Annotated in this window: 26 protein-coding genes and 1 tRNA gene; 13 read left to right on the forward strand and 14 right to left on the reverse strand. The window is 63.1% G+C overall.

Annotated elements, in window-relative coordinates; translation table 11 throughout:
• Positions 1-137: 137 nt before the first annotated feature.
• A complete protein-coding gene (crtR, locus tag BM449_RS08530; RefSeq protein WP_071800865.1) occupies positions 138-1,172 on the forward strand; it encodes a beta-carotene hydroxylase in 1,035 nt (344 codons plus the stop codon).
• Here the strand turns inward: crtR and gatC are convergent.
• Both gatC and BM449_RS08540 read right to left on the reverse strand, forming a co-directional pair.
• Complete coding sequence (gatC, locus tag BM449_RS08535) at positions 1,147-1,467, reverse strand: Asp-tRNA(Asn)/Glu-tRNA(Gln) amidotransferase subunit GatC (RefSeq protein WP_071800866.1); 321 nt, start codon at positions 1,465-1,467, stop codon at positions 1,147-1,149. The two genes, crtR and gatC, sit on opposite strands and share 26 nt — an antisense overlap.
• 80 nt (positions 1,468-1,547) lie before the next feature.
• Positions 1,548-2,354, reverse strand: coding sequence for a creatininase family protein (locus BM449_RS08540; protein WP_071800867.1), 807 nt, complete (start codon positions 2,352-2,354; stop codon positions 1,548-1,550).
• A gap of 89 nt (positions 2,355-2,443) precedes the next feature.
• Here BM449_RS08540 and BM449_RS08545 point away from each other — a divergent pair, with 89 nt between their 5' ends.
• Positions 2,444-2,737, forward strand: a complete 294-nt coding sequence (locus BM449_RS08545; protein WP_071800868.1) for a DUF6679 family protein — start codon at positions 2,444-2,446, stop codon at positions 2,735-2,737.
• A gap of 63 nt (positions 2,738-2,800) precedes the next feature.
• Here BM449_RS08545 and BM449_RS14995 read toward each other — a convergent pair whose 3' ends face one another.
• Complete coding sequence (locus BM449_RS14995; protein WP_162922856.1) at positions 2,801-2,944, reverse strand: hypothetical protein; 144 nt, start codon at positions 2,942-2,944, stop codon at positions 2,801-2,803.
• A gap of 134 nt (positions 2,945-3,078) precedes the next feature.
• Here BM449_RS14995 and BM449_RS08550 point away from each other — a divergent pair, with 134 nt between their 5' ends.
• Positions 3,079-4,104, forward strand: coding sequence for an aspartate carbamoyltransferase catalytic subunit (locus tag BM449_RS08550; protein WP_120352842.1), 1,026 nt, complete (start codon positions 3,079-3,081; stop codon positions 4,102-4,104).
• A 15-nt stretch (positions 4,105-4,119) separates the two neighbouring features.
• Here BM449_RS08550 and BM449_RS08555 read toward each other — a convergent pair whose 3' ends face one another.
• From BM449_RS08555 to BM449_RS08570, 4 genes are all read right to left on the reverse strand, one after another.
• A complete protein-coding gene (locus BM449_RS08555; RefSeq protein WP_071800870.1) occupies positions 4,120-4,458 on the reverse strand; it encodes a DUF565 domain-containing protein in 339 nt (112 codons plus the stop codon).
• Between the two features lie 179 nt (positions 4,459-4,637).
• Positions 4,638-4,838, reverse strand: coding sequence for a hypothetical protein (locus tag BM449_RS08560; RefSeq protein ID WP_071800871.1), 201 nt, complete (start codon positions 4,836-4,838; stop codon positions 4,638-4,640).
• 84 nt (positions 4,839-4,922) lie between these two features.
• The gene (locus BM449_RS08565; RefSeq protein WP_071800872.1) at positions 4,923-5,078 is read right to left on the reverse strand and encodes a PCP reductase family protein; all 156 of its coding nucleotides are present in this window, start codon (positions 5,076-5,078) and stop codon (positions 4,923-4,925) included.
• A 36-nt stretch (positions 5,079-5,114) separates the two neighbouring features.
• A tRNA-Ala gene (locus BM449_RS08570) sits at positions 5,115-5,187 on the reverse strand.
• A gap of 112 nt (positions 5,188-5,299) precedes the next feature.
• Here BM449_RS08570 and BM449_RS08575 point away from each other — a divergent pair.
• The 7 genes from BM449_RS08575 (at position 5,300) to BM449_RS08610 (ending at position 12,198) form a co-directional block, all read left to right on the forward strand.
• Positions 5,300-5,554: a DUF2555 domain-containing protein gene (locus tag BM449_RS08575; RefSeq protein ID WP_071800873.1), complete on the forward strand. Its 255-nt coding sequence runs from the start codon at positions 5,300-5,302 to the stop codon at positions 5,552-5,554.
• The gene (coaBC, locus tag BM449_RS08580; RefSeq protein ID WP_071800874.1) at positions 5,544-6,866 is read left to right on the forward strand and encodes a bifunctional phosphopantothenoylcysteine decarboxylase/phosphopantothenate--cysteine ligase CoaBC; all 1,323 of its coding nucleotides are present in this window, start codon (positions 5,544-5,546) and stop codon (positions 6,864-6,866) included. The genes BM449_RS08575 and coaBC overlap by 11 nt, the downstream gene beginning before the upstream one ends.
• Before the next feature lie 101 nt (positions 6,867-6,967).
• Complete coding sequence (locus BM449_RS08585; protein WP_071800875.1) at positions 6,968-7,786, forward strand: photosystem II manganese-stabilizing polypeptide; 819 nt, start codon at positions 6,968-6,970, stop codon at positions 7,784-7,786.
• Between the two features lie 131 nt (positions 7,787-7,917).
• Positions 7,918-9,762, forward strand: coding sequence for an ATP-dependent zinc metalloprotease FtsH3 (gene ftsH3, locus BM449_RS08590; protein WP_071800876.1), 1,845 nt, complete (start codon positions 7,918-7,920; stop codon positions 9,760-9,762).
• Positions 9,763-9,888: 126 nt separating this feature from the next.
• Positions 9,889-10,134 carry a hypothetical protein gene (locus tag BM449_RS08595; protein ID WP_071800877.1) on the forward strand — a complete coding sequence of 82 codons (246 nt, stop codon included), beginning with the start codon at positions 9,889-9,891 and terminating at the stop codon, positions 10,132-10,134.
• A 64-nt stretch (positions 10,135-10,198) separates the two neighbouring features.
• Positions 10,199-10,924 (forward strand): hypothetical protein, encoded by a 726-nt coding sequence (locus BM449_RS15000; RefSeq protein ID WP_145536739.1) that lies wholly within the window; start codon positions 10,199-10,201, stop codon positions 10,922-10,924.
• Positions 10,925-11,598: 674 nt separating this feature from the next.
• Positions 11,599-12,198 carry a bifunctional 4-hydroxy-2-oxoglutarate aldolase/2-dehydro-3-deoxy-phosphogluconate aldolase gene (locus tag BM449_RS08610; protein WP_162922857.1) on the forward strand — a complete coding sequence of 200 codons (600 nt, stop codon included), beginning with the start codon at positions 11,599-11,601 and terminating at the stop codon, positions 12,196-12,198.
• Here the strand turns inward: BM449_RS08610 and BM449_RS08615 are convergent.
• The 3 genes from BM449_RS08615 to psbA form a co-directional block, all read right to left on the reverse strand.
• Complete coding sequence (locus tag BM449_RS08615) at positions 12,165-12,881, reverse strand: hypothetical protein (protein ID WP_071800881.1); 717 nt, start codon at positions 12,879-12,881, stop codon at positions 12,165-12,167. The genes BM449_RS08610 and BM449_RS08615 overlap by 34 nt on opposite strands.
• Before the next feature lie 65 nt (positions 12,882-12,946).
• Positions 12,947-14,035, reverse strand: a complete 1,089-nt coding sequence (aroC, locus tag BM449_RS08620) for a chorismate synthase (RefSeq protein WP_071800882.1) — start codon at positions 14,033-14,035, stop codon at positions 12,947-12,949.
• Positions 14,036-14,139: 104 nt separating this feature from the next.
• Positions 14,140-15,219, reverse strand: a complete 1,080-nt coding sequence (gene psbA, locus BM449_RS08625) for a photosystem II q(b) protein (RefSeq protein ID WP_071800883.1) — start codon at positions 15,217-15,219, stop codon at positions 14,140-14,142.
• Between the two features lie 262 nt (positions 15,220-15,481).
• On the opposite strand from psbA, the gene BM449_RS08630 reads away from it, so the two are divergent.
• On the forward strand, positions 15,482-17,107 hold the full coding sequence (locus BM449_RS08630; protein ID WP_071800884.1) for a photosystem II high light acclimation radical SAM protein: 1,626 nt from the start codon (positions 15,482-15,484) through the stop codon (positions 17,105-17,107).
• On the opposite strand, the gene BM449_RS08635 is transcribed toward BM449_RS08630, so the two are convergent.
• Genes BM449_RS08635 through BM449_RS08645 form a run of 3 tightly spaced genes read right to left on the reverse strand, consistent with a single transcriptional unit; the run spans position 17,104 to position 19,563 of the window.
• Positions 17,104-17,940, reverse strand: a complete 837-nt coding sequence (locus BM449_RS08635) for a CPBP family intramembrane glutamic endopeptidase (RefSeq protein ID WP_233830591.1) — start codon at positions 17,938-17,940, stop codon at positions 17,104-17,106. The genes BM449_RS08630 and BM449_RS08635 overlap by 4 nt on opposite strands.
• Position 17,941: 1 nt before the next feature.
• On the reverse strand, positions 17,942-18,262 hold the full coding sequence (gene clpS, locus BM449_RS08640) for an ATP-dependent Clp protease adapter ClpS (RefSeq protein WP_071802132.1): 321 nt from the start codon (positions 18,260-18,262) through the stop codon (positions 17,942-17,944).
• Positions 18,263-18,306: 44 nt separating this feature from the next.
• Positions 18,307-19,563 carry an LL-diaminopimelate aminotransferase gene (locus BM449_RS08645; RefSeq protein WP_071802134.1) on the reverse strand — a complete coding sequence of 419 codons (1,257 nt, stop codon included), beginning with the start codon at positions 19,561-19,563 and terminating at the stop codon, positions 18,307-18,309.
• Positions 19,564-20,031: 468 nt separating this feature from the next.
• Here BM449_RS08645 and BM449_RS08650 point away from each other — a divergent pair, with 468 nt between their 5' ends.
• Positions 20,032-22,164 (forward strand): Rne/Rng family ribonuclease, encoded by a 2,133-nt coding sequence (locus BM449_RS08650; RefSeq protein ID WP_071800885.1) that lies wholly within the window; start codon positions 20,032-20,034, stop codon positions 22,162-22,164.
• A 5-nt stretch (positions 22,165-22,169) separates the two neighbouring features.
• Positions 22,170-22,796, forward strand: coding sequence for a ribonuclease HII (locus tag BM449_RS08655; RefSeq protein ID WP_120352776.1), 627 nt, complete (start codon positions 22,170-22,172; stop codon positions 22,794-22,796).
• Here the strand turns inward: BM449_RS08655 and BM449_RS08660 are convergent.
• Positions 22,771-23,283 (reverse strand): DUF1997 domain-containing protein, encoded by a 513-nt coding sequence (locus BM449_RS08660; protein WP_071800887.1) that lies wholly within the window; start codon positions 23,281-23,283, stop codon positions 22,771-22,773. The two genes, BM449_RS08655 and BM449_RS08660, sit on opposite strands and share 26 nt — an antisense overlap.
• Between the last annotated feature and the right edge of the window lie 40 nt (positions 23,284-23,323).

Raw genomic sequence — 23,323 nt, forward strand, 5'->3', positions numbered from 1 at the left:
ATTGCTGCCATTTTCGTTATGCAGGCGTTAAGGGGGCGCAGCCTCTGCGTGGCCATTCTCAAGCGCGGGTTCTCACCTCCCGGTTGCCAGCTCGTAAGCTGAGTCGACCTTGATCGGGGAGGCGCAGCATCCAGGCGATGACACAAGCTCCGGCCTTGACGCCTGTTCAGTGCGCCCCCACAACCCGCCAGGCCGAGCTGCCCCGTTCGGTACCGCGCGAATTCCTCGGCCCACCGGCGGCTTGGAACCCAACTGTGGGCCTTTTTTTGGCCGGCTATGGACTCGCCGGGTTGACGATCTGGGGCTGGTTCGTGGGCCACTGGCCCCTGGCCGTACTGCTGGCCCTGGGCTTCCTGGCCCTGCATCTCGAGGGCACCGTCATCCATGACGCCTGCCACAACGCCGCCCACCCCAGCCGCTTCTGGAATGCGCTGATGGGGCACGGCGCTGCCATCCTGCTGGGCTTCAGCTTTCCTGTCTTCACCCGGGTGCATCTGCAGCACCATGCCCATGTCAACGATCCGAAGCGCGATCCCGATCACATCGTTTCCACCTTCGGGCCGCTCTGGCTGATCGCACCCCGGTTCTTCTATCACGAGGTTTTTTTCTTTCGCCATCGCCTCTGGCGACGCTGGGAGCTGCTGGAGTGGGGGCTGGCCAGGGGCTTGTTCGTGGCGATCGTGCTGGCGGCCGTTAAGCACGATTTTCTGCCTTTCATCTTCAACTGTTGGTTTGCTCCAGCCCTGATGGTGGGGGTCACCTTGGGCCTGTTCTTTGATTACCTCCCCCACCGTCCATTCCTGTCAAGAAGCCGTTGGCACAACGCGCGGGTCTACCCCAGCCGCTTGATGAATTGGCTGATCATGGGGCAGAACTACCATCTCGTGCACCATCTCTGGCCCTCGATTCCCTGGTTTCAGTATCAACGGGCCTATCTGGCAACCAAACCATTACTGGAAGCCAAAGGCTCACCCCAGCGTCTGGGATTGTTTGAAACGCGCCACGATGGAATTAATTTTCTCTACGACATCTTTCTGGGAATCCGCAGCCACAAGCGTGGCCGTAGTCGGCTGCGTCCGATTGCGGCATTGATGCCCACGGCACGAACCCGGCGTCACGTGCTCAACCTCCTGCATCGCACGGCCGTTACGCCGGCGCCCCGTTCGTCTTGATCGTTTCGGCCATGATCTGGGGAACACGGATGAAGTCTCCTTGCCTCTGGGGGGCCAGCTCCAGGAGCTCCTCTCGCACCGGGGTTGGGTCTACCTGATCGCTGCGGGTCACGTTCACCACTTCCACGGCCCGGGTGGTGGGGGGAACCCCGGTGGTGTCCACCTGCTCGAGATGTCCCACGTAGTCGAGGATTCGCTCCAGCTGGCTGGTGTAGGTGGTGATCGTGTCTTCGGCGAGGTCCAGCCGGGCCAACACAGCCACCTTGCGCACGTCATCCGCTGTGATCCTGCCCATCGCCGTGATCTCCCTGAATGGGGCTGAACCTAGCGGCAGGGCGGCGGCAGGGCGGCAGGATCAACCTGAGGTCGCGCCCCTTACCCCGAGGCGATGTCTTCGCTCAGGAAGGCTTCGAGATCCTTGGCCAGGGCGCTGGCGGCCTGCTCCAGGAACAGGGCGCCGTGGGCGGCGCTGGCCAGGTAGGGGTCAGAGCCCATGCGTCCATCGGGATGGCGCCGCCGGAAATCCTCCGGCCCATGGATTGGCCCGGCCGCAGCAGGCTCTGGCAGCGGCCGCTGCTTGGCGACCAGGCTCGGTTCGAGATGGAGGGTGAGGGCAATTTCACTCGGGGTGGCGTGGTGGCCCTCCCGATCGCCATACAGCTCCCTGGCCTGCCGCATCACCGGTCCGGCCAGAAACCAGTTAGCCAGCTTGCAGCGCAGCCCTGGAGCCGCGGCCAGACCCCGTGCCGCGGCCGTGCCGTAGGCCTCGGCGAACGCCGCCCGGCAGGTGGCGATGTTGCCGCCGTGGCCGTTGATCACGAAGATCCGCTCAAAGCCATGCCGGGCCAGGGAGAGCACCACGTCATGGAGCACCGCGAGCAGCGTGGTGGGCTGAAGGCTGATCGTGCCGGCAAAACCGAGGTGGTGCTCCGCCATGCCGAAGGGTTGGGGTGGTGTCACCAGCACACCGGTGCGGCGCCCCACCTCCAGGGCGACGGCATCGGCGGTCAGGGCATCGGTGCCGATCGCTCCGGTGGGGCCGTGCTGCTCGGTGGAGCCCAGGGGCACGATCACGGCTTTGCAGGTCGTGAGATAACTCTCCACCTCAGGCCAGCTGCGCAGCTGCAGCCGGATGGCCTCCACATGCTCCACCGGACCTGGGCAACCCTGGGCTGTGGTCATGGCGGCGTCAGGAATGGTTCGTTGCATCTTCCCTAGGATTGGGGCGGTCCGGGGTCGATCCGGGCGGGCCTGCAGCCGAGGACGTCGGAATGCTTGTACGCAAGCTGGATCAGTTCCGCAAAGAGAAACGCCCGATCTGGGTGTTCTTGCGCGATCAACAGCGCTGGATCGAGCAAGCACTCGTCGTGGAGATCGAAGGGGACTTGGTCACCTTCCGCTATGACGCCGAGGAAGACGATGAATCGCACAGCTGGGAGGAGAGCGTCCGCCTGCGATCCATTGGTGCGGTCAGCACCCGGCTGGCCTTCTTCAACCGCAGCACCCAGGCCGACGAACTGGCCACCGCCGACGACTGCCCGGAATCCGAGCAGTTGCGCCATTAGGAGCAGCTATGGATTCAGTTGCGGTTTCTGAGAGGGCGTTGGCGTGGCTCAGTGGGCGATGGCTCAGTGGGCGGTGCCGTTGCCGTCGTAGGCGTCGGTGTCGTAGTAGCCGCCACGGGTAGCGAAATAAAGCGTGGTCAGGCAGAACAAACCGCTTCCCAGCAGCAACACAGTGCCGAGGTTGAAGCTGGAAAGAGCGCTGGACATGGGAATGCTTGCTCAAAAGTCGTTAGGGCCAGGCTAGGTCGCCGCCGCATTCGAGCGGGAGATCGTCAATTGCCCGTCCAGTCGCTCTTACGTTGGCCATGGATCATGGCTTGGCCCCCTGCGTGAATGTGGTGATCGAGCGCTGGAGTCACCGGCACGTTCTGGATCTGGCCGCCTTTTCCCAGGCCGATTACACCACGGTGCTGGAGCTGGCCCAACGCTTTCGATCCCTGCCGACCAGTGGTCCCCGCCGCTTGCCGGCCCTGCAGGGCAAGCTTGTCACCAGCCTCTTCTTTGAACCGAGTACCCGGACCCGCAGCAGTTTCGAGCTGGCTGCCCGGCGGCTTTCGGCCGATGTCCAGAGCTTCTCGCCCGGCTCCAGTTCCCTCTCCAAGGGCGAGAGCCTGCTCGATACGGCCCGCACCTACGTGGCGATGGGAGCTGATGTGCTGGTGGTGCGCCACCGCTGCGCCGGTGTTCCCGAAAACCTGGCGCGCCAACTTGATCGCAGCGGTGAGCGGGTGGCGGTGCTCAATGGGGGCGATGGCTTGCACAGCCACCCGAGCCAGGGATTGCTCGATCTGTTCACCCTGGCGCGTCAGTTCGCGCCTGAGGCCCCCACGCCGCAGGCCCTGGCCGGCAAGCGGATCGCGATCATCGGTGATGTGCTCCACTCGCGGGTGGCCCGCTCCAATCTCTGGGCTCTGAGCGCCTGCGGTGCCGATGTGGTGTTGTGTGGCCCGCCCACCCTCCTGCCTGATTGCTTTGCTGATTTCGTGGCGGCGCCCCCACCTGGCCAGCGCCACGATCCGGTGCTGAAGCGAGGAGCCATCAGCGTGGTGCGCAGCCTCGAGGAGGCCCTGCCAGGGGCTGATGCGGTGATGGCCCTGCGGCTGCAGAAGGAGCGGATGCGTGAAAACCTGCTCACCAGCCTGGAGAGTTATCACCGCCGCTACGGACTCAGCCACCGGCGCCTGGCTCTCTGCGGCCAGGGCGTGCCAGTGCTCCACCCCGGGCCGGTGAACCGTGGGGTGGAAATGAGCGGGGAGTTGCTCGATGACTCAGCTTTTTCTCTGGTGGACGAGCAGGTACGCAACGGCATTCCGATCCGCATGGCCCTGCTCTATCTGATGGCAGCAGCGGAAGTCCCCCTCCCCTGAGCTCTCCGTGCTGGCTCAGAGCAGTTTGAAACCTTCCATCAGCAGCCCGTAGAGCCAGCCAACCCTGGCGGCATCGATGAGTTGGAGGTTGAGTTTGTCGCCGGCTTGCTGTTGCAGCCGCCGCCGGGAGCGCACGCTCACTTCGATTGGCACGACACAGGCCAGGGCCGCCAGCGGATCGAGGTAGTTGACGGCACCGGTGAGCATGCCAATCGCGCCACCGAAGAAAAAACCACCCAACAGCAGGATCAGCTGCAGCGAGAAGCGGCGCCACGGGTTGGCGGCCCAGGTCTGCAGCCGCTGGCTGAACAGCCCCACCTGGCGATGCAGGCGCGTTTGCTGGTAACGGCTCACGGCATGGGGGGGCAGGCCTTCTGGTTGGCGATCCCCATCACCCGACCCAGCAACCTGCCGAACCTTGTTTACACCATTTCTGGAGTGACGCCATGGCCCTGGCGCCATCCATAGGTGATTTCAATCAAAACCTGCCCGCGACCAATCTTTGACAGCCGGGACTCAGCAAGAGACCCGGTTCAGCTGTCGCTTTCCTTGCTCTTGCGGGAGCCCTTGCCCTCAAGGAGTTCGAGCAGGGCTTCCATCTGGGCCATCACGCCGCGGACTTCGCCAGCTTCAGGCAGCAAACCGTCCTCCATGACGCCTTGGTGCATCTCGCGCAACTCCTGGCGGATGTAGCGAAGGTGACTCACCACCTGTTCTCGCTTTGATTGCGACATGGAGCAGGCGTCTGATGGCTCACTCCCTTTTACCCGATCGCCGGTTCAGCAGCCATTCTGCCGATGCGCAAGAAGCCGCTGGTCTTATCCGAATTTGGCTTTGGCCTGCTCGTAAAAGTCGAGATCGATGCTGGATCGCTTTGATTCCGCCGCCATCGCTTCGATCTTGCGTCGCACCGCCGGCCGCACAAAAAAAGGTACTTCTTTGAGTTTTGCTTCTGCTGCTGGCGTCCAATCCATCAATCCAGTTGCGAAATTGAGAATCCAGTTGCGAAGTGGAGAATAGGGGACTCGAACCCCTGACCTCTGCGGTGCGATCGCAGCGCTCTACCAGCTGAGCTAAATCCCCCTGGCTGGAAAGCTATCACCGTTGCCCAGGCGGCCGTTCGATCTTCCGATGCGATGGAATAAGAGCTCGTTCCTCGTTCATCACCTTGGGCGAGTCCACCGCACCCGACTCCATGCCTTCCGACTCCACGCTTCCCGACTCCCAGGCGGGCCAACCATCGTCTGAGTCGATCACCCTGGAGCGGCTGGCGGCCTTCGATGAGGCTGCCACCGCCGAGCTGGCTCAGCGGCTCGATGACGATGACTATCCATCCCCGTTTGCTGGCCTGCAGGACTGGCATCTGATGAGGGCGCTGGCGATTCACCGGCCCGAACTGGCCCGCCCCTACGTCCACCTGGTCGACCAGGAACCCTTTGATGAGGAGTAAGGGCAAGGGCCTTGATGGCCTTGATCGCCTTGCCGATCCCCTGGCGGGGCGCCGCATTCTTGTGGGGATCAGCGGCAGCATCGCCGCCGTCAAGTTGCCCCTGGTGGTCAGCGCCCTGGCCAAACGGGGTGCCCTGGTGCGCTGTCTGTTGACGCCGAGCGCCGCTGCCCTGGTGAGCCCCCTGGCGCTCGCCAGCCTCAGCCGCCACGCCTGCTTCCTCGACGCAGACCAGTGGAGCCATCGGGCCCCCCGCCCCCTGCACATCGAGCTGGCCGAGTGGGCCGAGCTGGTGTTGGTGGCGCCGCTCAGTGCCAGCAGCCTGGCCCGCTGGGTGCAGGGGCTGGCCGACACCCTGCTGGCCAGCACCTTGCTCGCCTGCGAAGCGCCGGTGCTGGCGGCCGCTGCGATGAACACCGCGATGTGGCGCGCGGCCCCTGTGAGGCGCAACTGGAAGCAGCTCAAAGGGTTCGAGCGGGTGCTCTCCCTGGAGCCGGAGGCAGGATTGCTGGCCTGCGACCGCCAGGGCGATGGCCGCATGGCGGAGCCGGCGTTGCTGTTACTGGGGCTGGAATCCCTTCAGCTCTGGGGTTGGCGGCGCGACTGGCTGGGCAGACGGCTGCTGGTGACGGCCGGCCCCACCCAGGAATTTCTCGATCCGGCCCGCTGTCTCACCAACCCAAGCAGCGGTCTGATGGGGGTGATGCTGGCCCAGGCCGCCCGCTTGCGCGGTGCCCAGGTGGAACTGATCCACGGGCCGCTTCGCCTGGATCCGGCCCTGCTTGATGGGCTGATCTGCCACCCGATCGAGAATGGCGCCGAGCTGCAGGAGGCCCTGAGGCGGCGGCAGCCCGAGATGGACGCCATCGCCATGGCGGCGGCTGTGGCCGATCACCGGGCCATCACGCCCCTGGCCCACAAGGGCGAAAAGCAAAACTGGAGCACCAGCCTGGAGGGGAGATGGCAGGAGGTGCCCGACCTCCTGGCCGAACTGGTGCAGCGCCGGCCGGCCGGCCAGAAGCTGCTGGGCTTTGCGGCCCAGTCAGGGGACGTGTTGCCCCAAGCCGTCGCCAAATTTGCCCGCAAGGGCTGCGATCTGCTGTTCGCCAATCCGATCGATCAGGCCGGTGCCGGCTTCGGCGCGGCAACCAACCAGGGCTGGCTGTTGGGCCCGGGCGAGCAGTGCACGGCCGTGGCGCCTGCCAGCAAGCTGGCCGTGGCCCATGGGCTGCTCACGGCCCTAGGCGCCCTGCTCGAACCTGTTGTTCCGCCTGGAAAGGCCGCCGCAGCAGCGGCTCCATCCACGGGTTGTTGAGAGCCGCTACAGGGTGCCAGCAGCAACGATTTCCATCGGTAGGATCGCCAGTGGCGCACCCTGCCTAAGGGTTTTTCACCCTGCCCGTTCGGCTTCTCCCCATGCGTTTCCGACCCCTGCTTGCCCTTGCGCTGGCGCTCTGCCTCACCGTCGTCACAGCGTGCGGCGGCGGTGCCAAAGCCGTCGAACGGGCCAACGTCACCTATGACGACATTGTCAATACCGGCAAGGCGAACGACTGCCCGACCCTGCCTGATTCGGCCCGTGGCTCGATCCCCCTGGATAGCTCGATCCGCTACCAGCTCCGCGATCTCTGCCTCCACCCCTCCGAGGTGTTCGTCAAGGGCGAACCGGCGAACAAGCGCCAGGAGGCCCAGTTCGTGCAGGGCAAGATCCTCACCCGTTTCACCTCCAGCCTTGATCAGGTGTACGGAGACCTGACGATCTCCGGCGACAAGCTCAGCTTCAAGGAACTCGGTGGCATCGATTTCCAACCGATCACTGTGCTGCTGCCCGGTGGTGAGGAGGTGCCGTTCAGCTTCTCCAGCAAGGAACTGTTGGCTACGGCCGAGGGCTCGTCGATCAGCACCAGCACTGACTTCGAGGGCAGCTACCGCGCCCCCAGCTACCGCACCAGTAACTTCCTCGATCCCAAGGGTCGGGGCCTGACCACCGGTTACAGCAGCGCAGTCGGCCTGGTTCCCGCCGGTGACGACGAGGATCTCAATACCGAGAACATCAAGCAGTACGTCGAGGGCGTCGGCAACATGAACCTCTCGATCACCAAGGTGGACAGCGCCACCGGTGAGTTCGCTGGGGTGTTCACCGCGATCCAGCCCTCCGACACCGACATGGGCGGCAAGCTTGCCGTCGATGTCAAAATCACCGGCCAGCTCTTCGGGCGCCTTGAGGAGGCCTGATCGCCTAGCTCCCTTCTTTTCCGTCCCTAGGTTTGGAAGGGATCGATTTCGTCGATGAAAAAGAAGGGACTCACGATGTGGGCCCCTTCGCCCGTTAACATTCCTTTACCTTTTCTTCAGGAGCTCGCAGGGTGAACAATCGCTGGCGCAATGCTGGGCTTTACGTGCTCTTGGCCATCGTCGTGATCGCAATCGGCACGGCCTTCCTCGACCGGCCCGATCCGGCCAACGCCCCACGCAACCTGCGCTACAGCGACTTCATCGAGGCCGTTCAGGACAAACAGATCGCCAGGGTCTTGATTTCCCCCGATCGGGGTACCGCCCAAGTGGTTGAAAACGATGGCAACCGGGCCGTCGTCAACCTGGCTCCCGACAAGGATCTGCTGAAGCTGCTCTCTGACAACAACGTCGATATCGCCGTTCAACCAAGCCGTCAGCCGGCGGCTTGGCAGCAGGCCATCGGCAGCCTGCTCTTCCCGCTGCTCCTGCTCGGTGGGCTCTTCTTCCTGTTGCGTCGCGCCCAGGGAGGCGGCGGCAATCCGGCGATGAGCTTCGGCAAGAGCAAGGCCCGGGTTCAGATGGAGCCCCAGACCCAGGTCACCTTTGGTGATGTGGCCGGCATTGAGGGCGCCAAGCTCGAACTCACTGAGGTCGTTGATTTCCTCAAGAACCCCGATCGCTTCACAGCTGTTGGGGCCAAGATTCCCAAAGGTGTGTTGTTGGTCGGTCCTCCAGGCACCGGCAAAACTCTCCTGGCCAAAGCCGTCGCCGGTGAGGCAGGGGTTCCTTTCTTCTCGATTTCCGGTTCCGAGTTCGTTGAAATGTTCGTCGGTGTCGGCGCCAGCCGCGTCCGTGATCTCTTCGAGCAGGCCAAGAAAAATGCGCCCTGCATCGTCTTCATCGACGAAATCGATGCTGTCGGCCGCCAGCGCGGCGCTGGTCTCGGTGGTGGTAACGACGAGCGGGAGCAGACCCTCAACCAACTCCTTACCGAGATGGATGGTTTCGAGGGCAACAACGGCATCATCATCGTCGCGGCTACAAACCGTCCCGATGTGCTCGACTCGGCCCTGTTGCGCCCAGGCCGTTTCGACCGCCAAGTGGTGGTCGACAGGCCCGATTACAGCGGGCGGCTGCAAATTCTTAAGGTCCATGCCCGTGGCAAGACCCTGGCCAAGGATGTCGATCTCGATCGGGTCGCCCGCCGCACTCCTGGATACACCGGCGCTGATCTTGCCAACTTGCTGAACGAGGCGGCGATCCTGGCGGCCCGCCGTCAGCTCACCGAAGTGGCGATGGATGAGGTCAACGACGCCATTGAGCGGGTGATGGCTGGTCCTGAGAAGAAGGACCGGGTGATGAGCGAAAAGCGCAAGCGTCTTGTCGCCTACCACGAATCAGGCCATGCCTTGGTTGGTGCCCTGATGCCCGATTACGACCCTGTTCAGAAAATCAGCATCATTCCCCGCGGTCAGGCTGGCGGTCTCACCTTCTTCACCCCCAGTGAGGAGCGTATGGAGTCAGGCCTTTATTCCCGTGCTTACCTGCAGAACCAGATGGCCGTCGCCCTTGGCGGTCGGGTTGCCGAGGAGATTGTCTACGGCGAGGACGAAGTCACCACGGGTGCTTCCAACGACCTTCAACAGGTGGCCCGCGTGGCTCGTCAGATGGTGACCCGCTTCGGCATGAGCGACCGTCTTGGCCCCGTTGCCCTTGGCCGTTCTCAGGGAGGCATGTTCCTCGGACGTGACATCGCCTCCGACCGTGACTTCTCTGAGGAGACCGCCGCTGCCATTGACGATGAGGTCAGCATCTTGGTTGATGAGGCCTACCTCCGCGCCAAGTCGGTCTTGGTCAACAACCGCCTGGTGCTCGATGAGCTCGCTGGCTTGCTTGTGGAGAAAGAAACCGTGGACGCCGAAGAGCTGCAAGAGCTCCTGATCCGCAGCGATGTCCGGGTTGCTGAATACGTCTGAATCAGGCGAGCTGCTTGTTGGACTCTGGGCACTGCCGCTCCTTGCGGTCCTGCCCCCGGTTCGTGCTGACAGGGCCTTTCGCCAGTTTTGTGCCGCTGCCGCCCCTGGCCTAGCCAGATATTTTTTATGCCGCGCGGGGAGAGACGGATCTGCCGCCGTATTCTTTCGGCCCTTCCGCTCAGCAGCTCCAGCAGCGCCAACACCCCACGCACGCACTTCGCCGGCTTCTGGCAGGAGTCCGTTCTCCATCACGCCATGGTGCATCTCACGCAGTTCCTGGCGGATGTAGCGGAGGTGGCTCACCACCTGTTCACGCTTGGACTGCGATATGAAACGGGCTGGGCGACGATTCCCTTTAACAGCACGGCTTGACAGGAGCAGGTTCGCCCAACAACAGTTGATAATCTGCTCTTGTTTTGAGGCTGTCTAGCCTGCCATGTCCCTTCGTCGATCTTCACACCACTGGCTGCTGCGCCGGGCAGCCCGGCCGCTGGGCCTCGGCCTGCTTGCGGGCGGGGTGGTGCTGGGGGCTCAGGGTGCTGCTCAGGCGCTGCAGTATGTATTCACGGATGCGAATGGCGATGCATCCGCAGGGCTGACGTTGGATTTTCAGTCCCCCTTTAACACTAGAAATGCAACTGGCTCGATTACGGGCGGATTTTTTCTCAACGCCGATAACACTTTAACCATACTCGACCCGATTATCATTACAGCAACGCCCAATACCGGTTTTAATGGGACCGTAAACAACACCTTCGGAATTGGAGGTGACGCTTATTATAATTCTACTACAAATAGCCTGATTTTCGGGGCATTGTCAGGAGATTGTGTTCAGGGTAATTCTTCTAATCCCTGCCTGGCCATTAGGGTTCCTGGTGGCCAGCTTGATAATCCAACTGCCGGTGAGCAAATCAGTCTGCCTACGGGCGGGGACAGCCTCGGAAGCTATTTCGACACTGACAACGCTGGGTCTGTTTTTTTTCAGATTGACTTCCGGTTCAGGGATCTTACACTCACCAATCAAGGACAACTGCGCCAGATCCCCTCTGCCCTTTCAGCCCTGGCGCTCCTGCCCCTCGCCGGCCTGAAGCGCTACCGCCGCCGCGTTCAGCGCCTCAACCAGGACTGCGGTGAATCTGAATCTGGCAACGAGCTGGGCTGATCGCTGCAGGCTTACTGATCGCTGCAGGCTTAGAACGTTCGCTGGCCTCGCTCAACTGGTTGATGGTCGAATTACCCGGCGCGTCGGCTACACCAGACACACCCGATAAATCAGGTATACAGCGATCAGGCCAGAGTTAGTTCATGGCTCCCTTGATGAGACTGACACAGGCTGGAAGTTGGGTGCTCTTGGTGACTCTGTCGTTGACCCATCTCAGAACGATCACCTGGCAGGTGGAGGGTAAGCGAACGAACTGCAGGTCCTGCTGAACGAACTGGGCCTTTTGCCCCTTATCGCGGTGGCATGGCCTCAGGCTCCGTTTGCCCTTTCGGCTGCGCCTGGTCCCGGCGCACCCATTGCCTAGGCAGCGGTGGAGTCGCTGGAAAAGTCCCGCTGAGCCAGGTGGTGCGGCACGGTGGTATGAGGCCCAGGAGCAGGTCCTGATCGTTGGACTGGAGCTTGTCCACTATGGCCGGGAGTCCGAATTTCTGACGCCAGCGCTCCAGGCCCATATTCTTGGAACGCTTGTGCGGTGTTTCATCGGGTTACAAGTTAAATCCCGTGCCTGATAAGCTCGCCACGGTTTTAAGCTGTTGATGTTATCGAGCTGCTGTAGCTCCTGATCCGCTGAGCCGTGAAGGTTGCCGAGTACGTCTGAGGAGTTGATCGGGTCCTTGCACCAGCAGCCACTCCTGCTGGTGCTGAGGCCCCGAGCACCCATCGATGCCGCTCCCATGCTGGAGCGCCTTCATGCGCTTGGCCTGCAGCACGTGGAGATCGCCTGGCGCTCCTCATCCGGCTGGTCGGGGCAGTGCCGTGAGCTGATCGCATCGTTTCCCGCCCTGTGGTTCGGAGCCGCCTCGATCGGCAGCAGCGAAGCGGTTCTCGCTGCGAAAGAAGCCGGCTTTCGTTATGCGCTGGCGCCGATTCTTGAGCCTGCCTTGCTCCGCCAGGCGAACGCACTGGGTATCACCCTGGTCCCAGGAGTGATGACCCCGACGGAGATTCACCAGGCCAAGGCTCTTGGATGCCGACTGGTGAAGCTGTTTCCGGCGGCGGCGTTGGGAGCCTCCTACTGGGCAGGGTTGCGGGAGCCCCTGGGCGGTACGCTGCCGTTCTGCATCGCTGCTGGCGGCCTGCTTGCCGCGGATGTGCGGCCGTGGTTGGATGCGGGAGTGGATGCCATCGCCCTCGGGGCCGGACGTCAGGGCTGGTCAGAGGAGTTCTGCGGCGGTCTGGCTCAGGTTTTGGAGGATTTGCCCAGGCCTCGATAGCGGCGCCGAGCCTTCAGCAGAGTCCCCAATACCAGGCCCGGAGCCAGCAGCGGCAGAGGTGCAGGCACGGGAATGCCGACTCCAAAAGCGGCGGCATCAAGAAAGTTGCCGAATGAGGCGGGACCCGTTGAGGATACCGCTGTCCAACCGAACCGGATGTCATTCCCTAAGGCCACGAGGCCGCCACCTTGATAGAAGCCCCAGGCGCTATTGCCTGTTGTGAATTCCTGTGAGAAGAGTGTGGTGTCATCCGAGCTGTTAAAAATGTTGTCAAATCCGAGATCGACGATCGTCAGACTTACGGTGTCATCACCATTGCGTCCCCGGTGGGCAAATTGAAATCCAACAACGGCGTTCGCTGGGATCCCACTGGCCACCTGAAATAGTTCACCAAAATTGTTGGCGTTGATTTCGGCGAATTGCTCTCCACTGAAGGCTGGCACACCTTGAAAGCCAGAGTCCCAGAGTTCAATTCGACCATCCGTCGCCGTGGTTTGCCACCCCGGCACGTCTGATTGATCAATGATCGTGAAAGATGGTGGGTCACCTGCTGGGGTGAAGTCAGGCAGTTCGAAATCCCCATTCACCAGGCTGCCAATCGCCTTGGCGGGCTCAGGCTGTGCTGCAACGCTCAACGCAGCCAAGGCGGCAGTGAGGAATAAAGCAGCGGCCTTGAGGTGCATGGTGCAGAGCTAAAGATAGTAATTTTACTCATCAGCTCCCCCGAACTCGGGCTTCAGCCCTTTCCTCACCAGAGGCTGCACTGACCCTGCTGGCGCAGCAGGTGGTCGGCCAAGACCAAAGCCACCATGGCCTCCACCATCGGCACTGCTCGCGGCAGCACGCAGGGGTCGTGACGACCCTTGGCAGCCAGGGTGGTGGCCGCTCCAGTGGCGTCGATGGTTTGTTGTTCCTTGCGGATCGTGGCGGTGGGCTTGAAGGCCACCCGCAAAACGATCTCCTCGCCATTGCTGATCCCCCCTTGTATCCCACCGGAGTTGTTGGTGGCCGTGCGCAGGCTTCCGTCGCCGGTAGGCAGGAAGGCATCGTTGTGCTCGCTCCCTTTCAGCAGGGTGCCACTGAAGCCGGAGCCGATCTCGAATCCCTTGGTGGCCGGCAACGACATCACCGCCTTGGCCAGATCAGCCTCCAGCTTGTCGAAGACAGGCATGCCCAGGCCCATAGGCGGACGCCGCACCAGACATTCGATCACGCCGCCGCAGGAATCTCCGTCGCGGCCGATCGCCTCAATGCGCTCGATCATCCGCTCGGCAACGGCCTGATCAGGGCAGCGCACCATGGTGGCTTCCACCGCTTCGAGCGTCACCAGGGTTGGATCGATGGCCGCTTCAATCGTGTGGATGCGCTTTACCCAGGCGATCACTTCGCTGCCATGGGTGTGGGCGAGCAGTTGCTTGGCGATCGCCCCGGCGGCCACCCGGCCGATCGTTTCGCGCGCTGAGGACCGTCCGCCGCCGCTGCGGGCCTGGATGCCGTACTTCGTCTGGTACGTGGCATCGGCATGGGAGGGGCGGAAGGCCACCGCCATGTCGCTGTAATCGCCGGGACGTTGATCCTTGTTGCGCACCAGCATCGCAATAGGCGTTCCCAGGGTCACCCCATCGAGCAGGCCGCTGAGGATCTCGACCCGGTCGTCCTCCTTGCGGGGCGTGGTGATCTTGCTTTGGCCCGGTTTGCGGCGATCCAGTTCCGCCTGAATGGCCGCCAGATCCAGTTGGAGCCGTGGCGGGCAACCATCGACGATCACCCCAACGCCACCCCCGTGGGATTCGCCGAAGGTGCTGACACGAAAGAGCTGGCCATAACTGCTTCCCATGGCCTAGTGCCGTTGGCAGGAGCCTACAAAAAAGCCCCCCTCGCAGTGAGGGGGGCTTGAGGTGAAAGGCATGGCTGGAGCCAACAGGGTTGACTCCGCTGCGATCAGCCGATGGAAGGCGTGATCAAAGCCACAGGGGTGGCTTCTGCAGAGGCCAGGTCAAGCGGGAAGTTGTGAGCGTTGCGCTCGTGCATCACTTCCATGCCCAGACCGGCACGGTTCAGCACGTCAGCCCAGGTGTTGATCACGCGGCCTTGGCCATCGAGGATCGACTGATTGAAGTTGAAACCGTTGAGGTTGAAGGCCATCGTGCTCACGCCAAGGGCGGTGAACCAGATGCCCACAACCGGCCAGGTGGCGAGCAGGAAGTGCAGGCTGCGGCTGTTGTTGAAAGAGGCGTACTGGAAGATCAGACGACCGAAGTAGCCGTGGGCCGCCACGATGTTGTAGGTCTCTTCCTCTTGGCCGAACTTGTAACCGTAGTTCTGGCTCTCGCTTTCGGTCGTCTCACGCACCAAGGAGCTGGTGACGAGTGAACCGTGCATGGCCGAGAACAGGGAGCCGCCGAAGACACCAGCCACACCCAGCATGTGGAAGGGGTGCATCAGGATGTTGTGCTCGGCTTGGAACACCAACATGAAGTTGAAGGTGCCGGAGATGCCGAGGGGCATGCCATCAGAGAACGAACCCTGACCGAAGGGGTAGATCAGGAAGACAGCCGAGGCAGCCGCCACAGGGGCGCTGTAGGCGACACAGATCCAGGGGCGCATGCCGAGGCGGTAGGAGAGTTCCCACTCGCGGCCCATGTAGCAGAAGATGCCGATCAGGAAGTGGAAGATCACCAGCTGATAGGGACCGCCGTTGTACAGCCACTCATCGAGGCTGGCGGCTTCCCAGATCGGGTAGAAGTGCAGGCCGATGGCGTTGCTGGAAGGAACAACAGCACCGGAGATGATGTTGTTGCCGTACATCAAGGAGCCGGCGACAGGCTCGCGGATGCCGTCGATGTCGACAGGGGGCGCGGCCACGAAGGCCACGATGAAGCAGATGGTGGCAGCCAGCAGGGTGGGGATCATCAGCACACCGAACCAACCGACATACAGGCGGTTGTTGGTGGAGGTGACCCACTCACAGAACTGACTCCAGGCAGAAGCGCCGGAGCGCTGCTGAACGGTGGTGGTCATAGGAACGGGAGGTTATGCCCCAAAAAGGAGCGAGGATAAGGACGAATGGCAGGCGGGACGTTTTCTCTAAGGAAGTCTGTGAAGGAACTCCGAAGAGGAAAAGCCTTGCCGCAACAGGCCGAAGCTCTGCCGTTGCCTTAGGCACTGTAACGGAATCTTGCGCTAGGTGTGGAAATCTTGCGGACTGGTTTACCGAAGGCCCGGATGCGGCCCCATGGGATCCAGCTGTCCTGGTTAGCGTCAACCCCTTCTCCAAGGGCCGATGACCCAGGCCGTATGGCTGCCACGGCAGGCTTCCCAGCCCCAGCCGCCCCTTTCGGCTGAGGGGCGGGTGCTGCTGATCCGCCTGCCCTGCAACCCGATTTTTCCGATCGGGCCGATTTACCTGGCCGATCACCTGCACAAGTGTTTCCCGCAGCTTGACCAGCGCATCCTTGACCTGGCCGCCCTGCCAATCCTGGATGTGGAGCGAACCCTGCTCGCCACCGTCAAGGCGTTTCGCCCCACCTTGTTGGTGTTTTCCTGGCGCGACATTCAGATCTATGCGCCTGTGGATGGGCGCGGCGGCAACCCGCTGCAGAACTCCTTTGAGGTGTTCTACGCCGCCAATCCACTGCGCCGCCTACGTGGCGGTCTGGGTGGCCTGCGGCTGATGGCGGCTTTCTATGGCGAGCTCTGGCGCAACCTTCGCCTGGTGCGCCGTGGTCTTCGCCAGGCCCGCCGTTTCAACCCCGAGGCACGGGTGGTGCTCGGTGGCGGAGCGGTGAGCGTGTTCTACGAACAGCTGGGCAAGAGTTTGCCCAAAGGCACCGTGGTCTCCGTTGGCGAAGGGGAGGTCCTGTTGGAGAAATTGATCCGCGGCCAATCGCTGGCCGGTGAGCGTTGTTTCGTTGTTGGCGAGGCGCCTCGGCTGGGCCTCATCCACGAACCACCTGCAGGCCTGGTCAAGACGGCTTGCGACTACTCCTACATCGCTTCGATCTGGCCCCAGCTGACTTGGTATTTCGAAGGCGGCGATTTCTACGTGGGCGTGCAGACCAAACGCGGCTGTCCCCACAACTGCTGCTACTGCGTCTACACCGTGGTGGAAGGCAAGCAGGTTCGCGTCAATCCTGTTGACGAGGTGGTGGCTGAGATGCGCCAGCTCTATGACAGAGGCGTGCGCGGCTTCTGGTTCACCGATGCCCAGTTCATCCCCGCCCGCCGCTACATCGACGATGCCAAGCAGTTGCTGCGGGCCATCGCGGCGGCGGGAATGGCTGACATCCACTGGGCGGCCTACATCCGCGCTGACAACCTCGACCAGGAACTAGCCGAGCTGATGGTGGCCACCGGCATGAGCTACTTCGAAATCGGCATCACCTCCGGCAGCCAGGAGCTGGTGCGGAAAATGCGCATGGGCTACAACCTTCGCGTTGTTCTGGAAAACTGCCGGATTCTTGCTGCAGCTGGATTCCGGGAGCAGGTCTCGGTGAATTATTCGTTCAATGTGATTGATGAAAGGCCCGAGACGATCCGGCAGACCGTGGCCTATCACCGAGAGCTCGAGAGCATCTTCGGAGCCGATAAGGTGGAGCCCGCCATCTTCTTCATTGGCCTGCAGCCCCACACGCACCTGGAGCAATATGGCTTTGAGCAGGGCATGCTCCAACCGGGCTACAACCCGATGAGCATGATGCCGTGGACGGCCAGAAAGTTGCTCTGGAACCCTGAACCGATGGGCAGCACCTTTGGCCGCCTCTGCCTGGAGGCATTTGAAACCAATCCCCAGGATTTTGGCCGCACGGTCATGGATCTGCTGGAGCGTGACTATGGCCTCGCTCCCCTCGAAGAAGCCCTCAGAGCTCCTGTTGAAGGCAAAGCGGCCCTAGCCACGGCAGTGCGTTAGCGGCCCCAGTGCGGCCGCCGCACCCAGATCAGCGCAGCGAGCCCCAGCCAGCCAATGGCCCCTCCGATCGGGTTGGGGTTGGGGGCACCCGGTCCGCTCAGCCAGGCGGGCGCACCGGCAGAGAGCTCGATCAGCCCCATCTGCAGCACGAACCAGCCGCCGACTAACCCCCCATGCAGCCCGATCGCTCCCCAGAGGGCGCCGGCGTCAGTACGACGTTGCAAGGCCAGGGCGATCCCGAGCATGATCAACCCGCCCAGCTGGCCGATGGCTCCAGGCCCCTCCGTGCGGTACCAGGGGTGGATCAGGGCGAAGATCACCGCCTGAAGCAGCAGGGCCGTGCGGGCCTTGAGTTGGAGTTCAAGCTCCCCCCAGAGCCAGCCTCGGAACAGCAGTTCTTCGGCGAAGCCCACGCCGGCCAGCAGCGCCAGTCCATTGAGGGCGATGCCGCCATCCAGGCGCCAGGATCCCCGCGCCGCCCCAGTGGCGATCAGAACCATGGCCAGGAATCCCAGCAAGCCAGCGGCCTTGAGCAGCCCGCGCAGCAGGGCCTTCAAGGCCGGCGGCAGCGGCATGACCAAGCCCAGGCGCTGCCAGGGTTTGGACTCTCCCCAGGCCTGCTTCAGGCGCCATGGCAGGGTCAGCAGCAGCAACACCAGGGCAAGAATCAAGCCCACCAAGTTGAGCTGATCGGCACGCAGTTCGGGGGCTAAGAGGGCCAGCGGACGGGAAATCAGCCAGCCGACGCCATAGAGCAGCGGGACGTACAGCAGGGTGCCCAGCCCGTGGGGGGAGCCCCGGCTGGGGATCCGCGCTCGAGCGCCGGGTGCCACTTCAGTCCTCGGGCTCGATCGTGCTGGTGAGCCCCTTGCCCTTGAGCGTTTCGGAGTAGAACTCCGCTGGTTCGAGATCACACACGATCACCAGGCCGACGCCGGTCTTGTGGGCTTCGAGCATCACGGCAATCGCGTCCTGTTCACTGAGGGAGGGCACCACCTCGCGCAGGCTGGTCACCACGTACTCCATCGAATTGACCGGATCGTTGTGCAGCAGCACCCGATAGAGCGGCGAGGGCTTGCGCACCCTCTGCACCTCTTGATCGATCACCGCCGCTCCGCCGGGGGAGCGGGGAGCTGTTTCAACGGACAGTTGCACGGCAGCAGACGACAGAACCACGGCGGCAGGGGGTCGATTCACGCTCAGATCGCCACTTTATTGGAAACGGCCAGGGAGCTTTGGGCGATGCGTTCCATGGCTTCTGCCACATTGGCGCGGCTGTTGAAGGCCGAGAGCCGGAAGTAGCCCTCGCCGGCGGCGCCGAAACCGCTGCCCGGGGTGCCCACCACGTGGGCCTCGCTCAGCAGCCGGTCGAAGAAGCTCCAGGAATCCACGCCCTCAGGCGTCTGAATCCAGACGTAAGGGGCCTGCTCGCCACCGAAGACGCGCAGCCCGGCGCGGCTGAGATCACGGCGGAGGATCGCCGCATTCTCCATATAGAAGTTGACCAGTTCCTTCACCTGGGCCTGGCCCTCAGAGGAATACACCGCTTCAGCGCCCCGCTGCACGATGTAGCTCACCCCATTGAACTTGGTGCTCTGGCGCCGGTTCCAGAGGCTCCACAGCTCCACCTCCTGCCCATCGGCGCCCACCCCCATCAAGCCCCGTGGCACCACCGTGAGCGCGCAGCGGGTGCCCGTGAAGCCGGCGTTCTTCGAAAAGGAGCGGAACTCGATGGCACATCGCTTGGCTCCCTCGATCTCGTAGATCGAATGGGGCAGTTCCGGGTCACGGATGAAGGCCTCGTAGGCGGCATCGAACAGGATCAGCGCCTGGTTGGCCAGGGCGTAGTCGACCCAGCGTTGGAGCTGCTCGCGGCTGGCCACTGCACCGGTGGGATTGTTGGGGAAACAGAGATAGATCAGATCCACCGGCCCCTCCGGCAGGGGCGCGCAGAAGCCGTTGGCGGCGGTGATCGGCAGATAGGTGAGCCCGGCGTAACGCCCCGTCTCGTCGGCCTCGCCAGTGCGGCCTGCCATCACATTGCTGTCGACATACACCGGATAGACCGGATCGGTCACGGCGATGCGGATGCCCTCGCCGAGGATGTCGAGGATGTTGCTGCTGTCGCATTTGGAGCCATCAGAGACGAAAATCTCTTCGGCACTGATGGCACAGCCTCGCGCCTGGAAATCGTTGGAGGCAATCGCCTCACGCAACCAGAGGTAGCCCTGTTCAGGCCCGTAGCCATGGAAGCTCTCCCGACGTCCCATCGCGTCGACGGCCTGCTTCATCGCTTCGCGGCAGGCGGCCGGCAGCGGCTCGGTCACATCGCCAATGCCGAGGCGAATCAGGGAGGCTTCGGGGTTGGCGGCCGAGAAATCCTTCACCCGGCGAGCGATCTCGGGAAAGAGATAGCCCGCCTTGAGCTTCAGGTAATTGGAATTGATCTGAACCACAACCGCTCTGCCCATGCATTCCTGCTGGCCATCTTCCTACGTGACATGACCTGGGCGATGGGGGCCTAGGCGTTCTGGGGGGATTGTTCCCCCTTGCGGCCTGCTGCTGGGCCTTGCTTCAAGGCGGTGTGGTGCCTGGGATCATCGTGCTAAATTCCCGAGAAGACGGCAGTCCCGTTTGCAGTTTCTGAAGCTGTAAACGCTTCTCAGCGGGCATCGCCTCATGCGGCCCATCATCTAGTCGACACGGTTGCGTGCACTGGTCGTTCTTCACCAGTTCCCCCAGCACCAACGTGATCCGGGCGATGAGCTTCTAGGGGTGCTTCCTCACCAGACTTTTCCTTCCGTCCCCCTTCTGCTTCAGCAGCAGTCGAGCGGCATTGCGGCACGCTCTGCGCAGCAGTTGGTTTCTTCCGGGGTCGATCCCCATCCCTTGGCAGGGCTCCACCGAGCCAAACCCTATCCTCCATGCCCCAGCAGATCGTCATTGCGGAGCAACTGCGCATCGCTGCAGTGCTCAACGACGAACGTGTTGATGAACTTGTCGTCGCCCAGGGCCGTTACCAGATCGGTGATGTCTATCTCGGCAGGGTCGAAAACGTCCTGCCCGGTATCGATGCGGCCTTCGTCAACATCGGTGAAAGCGAAAAGAACGGCTTCATCCATGTCACCGACCTCGGCCCCCTGCGCCTGAGGAAGGGAGCAGCCGGCATCACCGAGTTGCTTGAGCCTCGCCAGAAGGTGCTGGTTCAGGTGATGAAGGAGCCCACCGGCACCAAAGGGCCTCGCCTCACCGGCAACCTCACGCTCCCCGGCCGCTTCCTGGTCCTCCAGCCCCACGGCCAGGGAGTGAGCATTTCCCGGCGGATTAACGGCGAAAACGAACGCAACCGGCTGCGTGCTCTCGGTGTGCTGATCAAGCCTCCCGGCGCAGGTCTGCTGGTGCGTACCGAAGCCGAGGGGATCAGCGAAGACCTGCTGATTGATGATCTCGAGACCCTGCTGCGCCAGTGGGAAGGCATTCAGGAAGCGGCCGAAATCGCCAGCCCACCTGTGCTGCTTAACCGTGACGAAGACTTCATCCATCGCGTCCTGCGTGACCTCTACAGCCCCGAGGTTCTGCGGGTCGTCGTCGATACCCCAGCGGCCGTGGCCCGGGTCAATGCCTTCCTCGGTGCCGATCAGGCCAGCCTGCAGGTTGAGCACCACGCCGAATCCAGCGACATCCTGGAGCATTACCGGGTGAATGCGGCAATTCGCGATTCGCTCAAGCCCCGGGCTGATCTTCCCTCAGGCGGCTACGTGATCATCGAGCCCACCGAGGCGCTCACGGTGATCGACGTGAACTCAGGTTCGTTCACCCGTTCGGCCAATGCCCGGGAAACCGTGCTCTGGACCAACTGCGAAGCGGCCGCTGAGATCGCCCGTCAGCTCAAGCTGCGCAACATCGGTGGCGTCGTGATCATCGACTTCATCGACATGGAGTCGAGGCGCGACCAGTTGATGCTGCTGGAGCATTTCACCCAGGCGGTCCGCGATGACACCGCCCGCCCCCAGATTGCCCAGCTCTCCGAGCTCGGCTTGGTTGAACTCACGCGCAAGCGCCAGGGCCAGAACATCTATGAGTTGTTCGGTCGTGCCTGCCCCAGTTGTGGTGGCCTCGGCCATGTGGCGGTGCTCCCCGGCACCGATTCGCTCCAGCCCCTGGCCACGGTGAGTGGCCTGGTGCGCTCGGCGGCTTCGGCCCGGGCCGACGTTGTCAGCCCTGCCGCCACCGAATCCAGTGGCCGTCGCCGCGGTGGCCGTGGCAGCCGCGGCGGCCGCTCCAGCGAAGCCGTGGAGGCACCGGTCAGTGCACCGGTTCAGGTCCCTGCTAGTTCCAGCGAGCCCAGTGAAGCGGCTGCGGGCTTTGTCAGTGAACCGGTCAGTCGCCGCCAGGAACCCGAACTGGTGGCCGTGCCGATGGAGGAAGAACAGGAGCTGGTCTACGGCTGGCTTGGTCTCAACCCCACCCTGTTGCTCGATCCCCAACCCAGTGGCGAACACCTGATGGTGCGCGTCGTCAGGCCAGGCGAGGATCCGGAGGCCGTGCTCGAAGCGGCCCGTCAACAACAATCGTCCACAGCTTCCCGCCGCCGCCGTCGCGGTGGACGGGGCAATGGCGATAACAACAGCACCGATAACAGCAGTCGTGATGACAGGACTGGCGACAACGGCAGTGGCGATAACGGTGCCAGCGCCGCCAGTGGCCAGACCGGCACTGCTGCCAGTTCCACCTTGGTTCGGCATGAGCCGTCCCCTGACGTGCTGGTCGAAATCACGCCCCTTCCCCTGGAGCCTGATGAGCCGATGGCCACCGTCACAACCGTGATCGAGGCTCCTGTGGTGCAGGTGCCGCTCACGCGCAAGATCACCCGTTCACGCCCCTCGGCAACCGCTGCAGCGGCTCCTGAAACCTCGGCTTTGCCGGCCAACGGCAGTGGCAGCCTTGGGATTCCGCCGGCCGAAACTGCAGCGGAAGCAGCAGCCCAGCCGGCTCCCGAAGAGCAGGACGCTGGTGAACCGCGGCGGCGTCGCCGGCGCTCCTCGGCCACGGTCTGAGGCGTTTGTCGTCCTCGGGGTCGCTCTTTGGCGGCCATGACCCACGGACCTGTGCCGGGGTTGATGAGGTCGGTCGAGGTTGTTTGTTCGGACCCGTCTTCGCCGGGGCGGTTGTGTTGCCGGCTTCGGCCCTGGAGCCTCTGGCCAGGGCAGGTCTCACCGACAGCAAGGCGCTCTCGGCCCGCCATCGCGAACGCCTGGTTCCGTTGATCACGGCCCTGGCTCAGGCCTGGGGACTGGGCCAGGCCTCAGCCAGCGAAATTGACCGCCACGGCATTCGCTGGGCCACCGAAGCGGCCATGCTGCGGGCCCTGCAACGCCTGCCCCGGCGCCCGGTCCTGGTGCTGGTCGATGGCGTTCTGCCCCTACGACCCTGGTCTGGCCGGCAGGTCACCCTGGTGCAGGGTGATCGCCGTTGCCTGGCCATTGCCGCAGCCAGTGTGCTCGCCAAACAGGCGCGTGATGGGCTGGTCCGGCGGCTGGCCTCTCGCTTCCCTGGCTACGGACTGGAGCGCCATGTCGGCTATGGCACGGCGATGCACCGAGCGGCCTTGCGCGAGCTCGGGGCCACCCCACTCCATCGCCAGTCCTTTCTCTCCCGGGTGCTCAGTTCTCCCGGCACCAGGCGCTGAAGTCATCGAGCAGCTGCCGGCCGACCCGTTTTCGCATCGCAATCAGGATGCCAGCCAGCAAGGAACGACCGGTGGCTTCGAGCACGCGGGGTGGCAGCAGGCCCAGAATGGCCGGCCGGCTGACCGTAACGGCCAGATGGGCTTCCCCCTCCAGGCCGGTTTCGTTGACCACCAAATGGGAGTGGAGCTGGAGTGCGAAGTCGTCGACCACTTCGAGACCCTCCAGTTGGCAATCGAGGGCCTCAATCTCGAGTCGGCCTGGCTGTCGCGTGGCTTGCAGCTGAACGATCGGCTGGACCTGGAGCTGGAAGACGTTCAGTTGCTGGACGGCGTAGCGATAGCGCCCGTCGCCAAGCCGTTGTAGTTGGTCGGCAGCCAACAGGGTGCGCACGATCCGATCGTCGTTTTCGAGGTAGGGCGCCAGCCTTTCGCTCTGGCTGGATACCGGAATCCGGAGTTGCTGGCGGGCGCCGAAAGCCAGGGGCATCGCCAGGGTGGGGAGTCGGCGGGAGATGATCCTATCGATC

The organism is Synechococcus sp. SynAce01, assembly GCF_001885215.1.
Taxonomy (GTDB): domain Bacteria; phylum Cyanobacteriota; class Cyanobacteriia; order PCC-6307; family Cyanobiaceae; genus Regnicoccus; species Regnicoccus frigidus.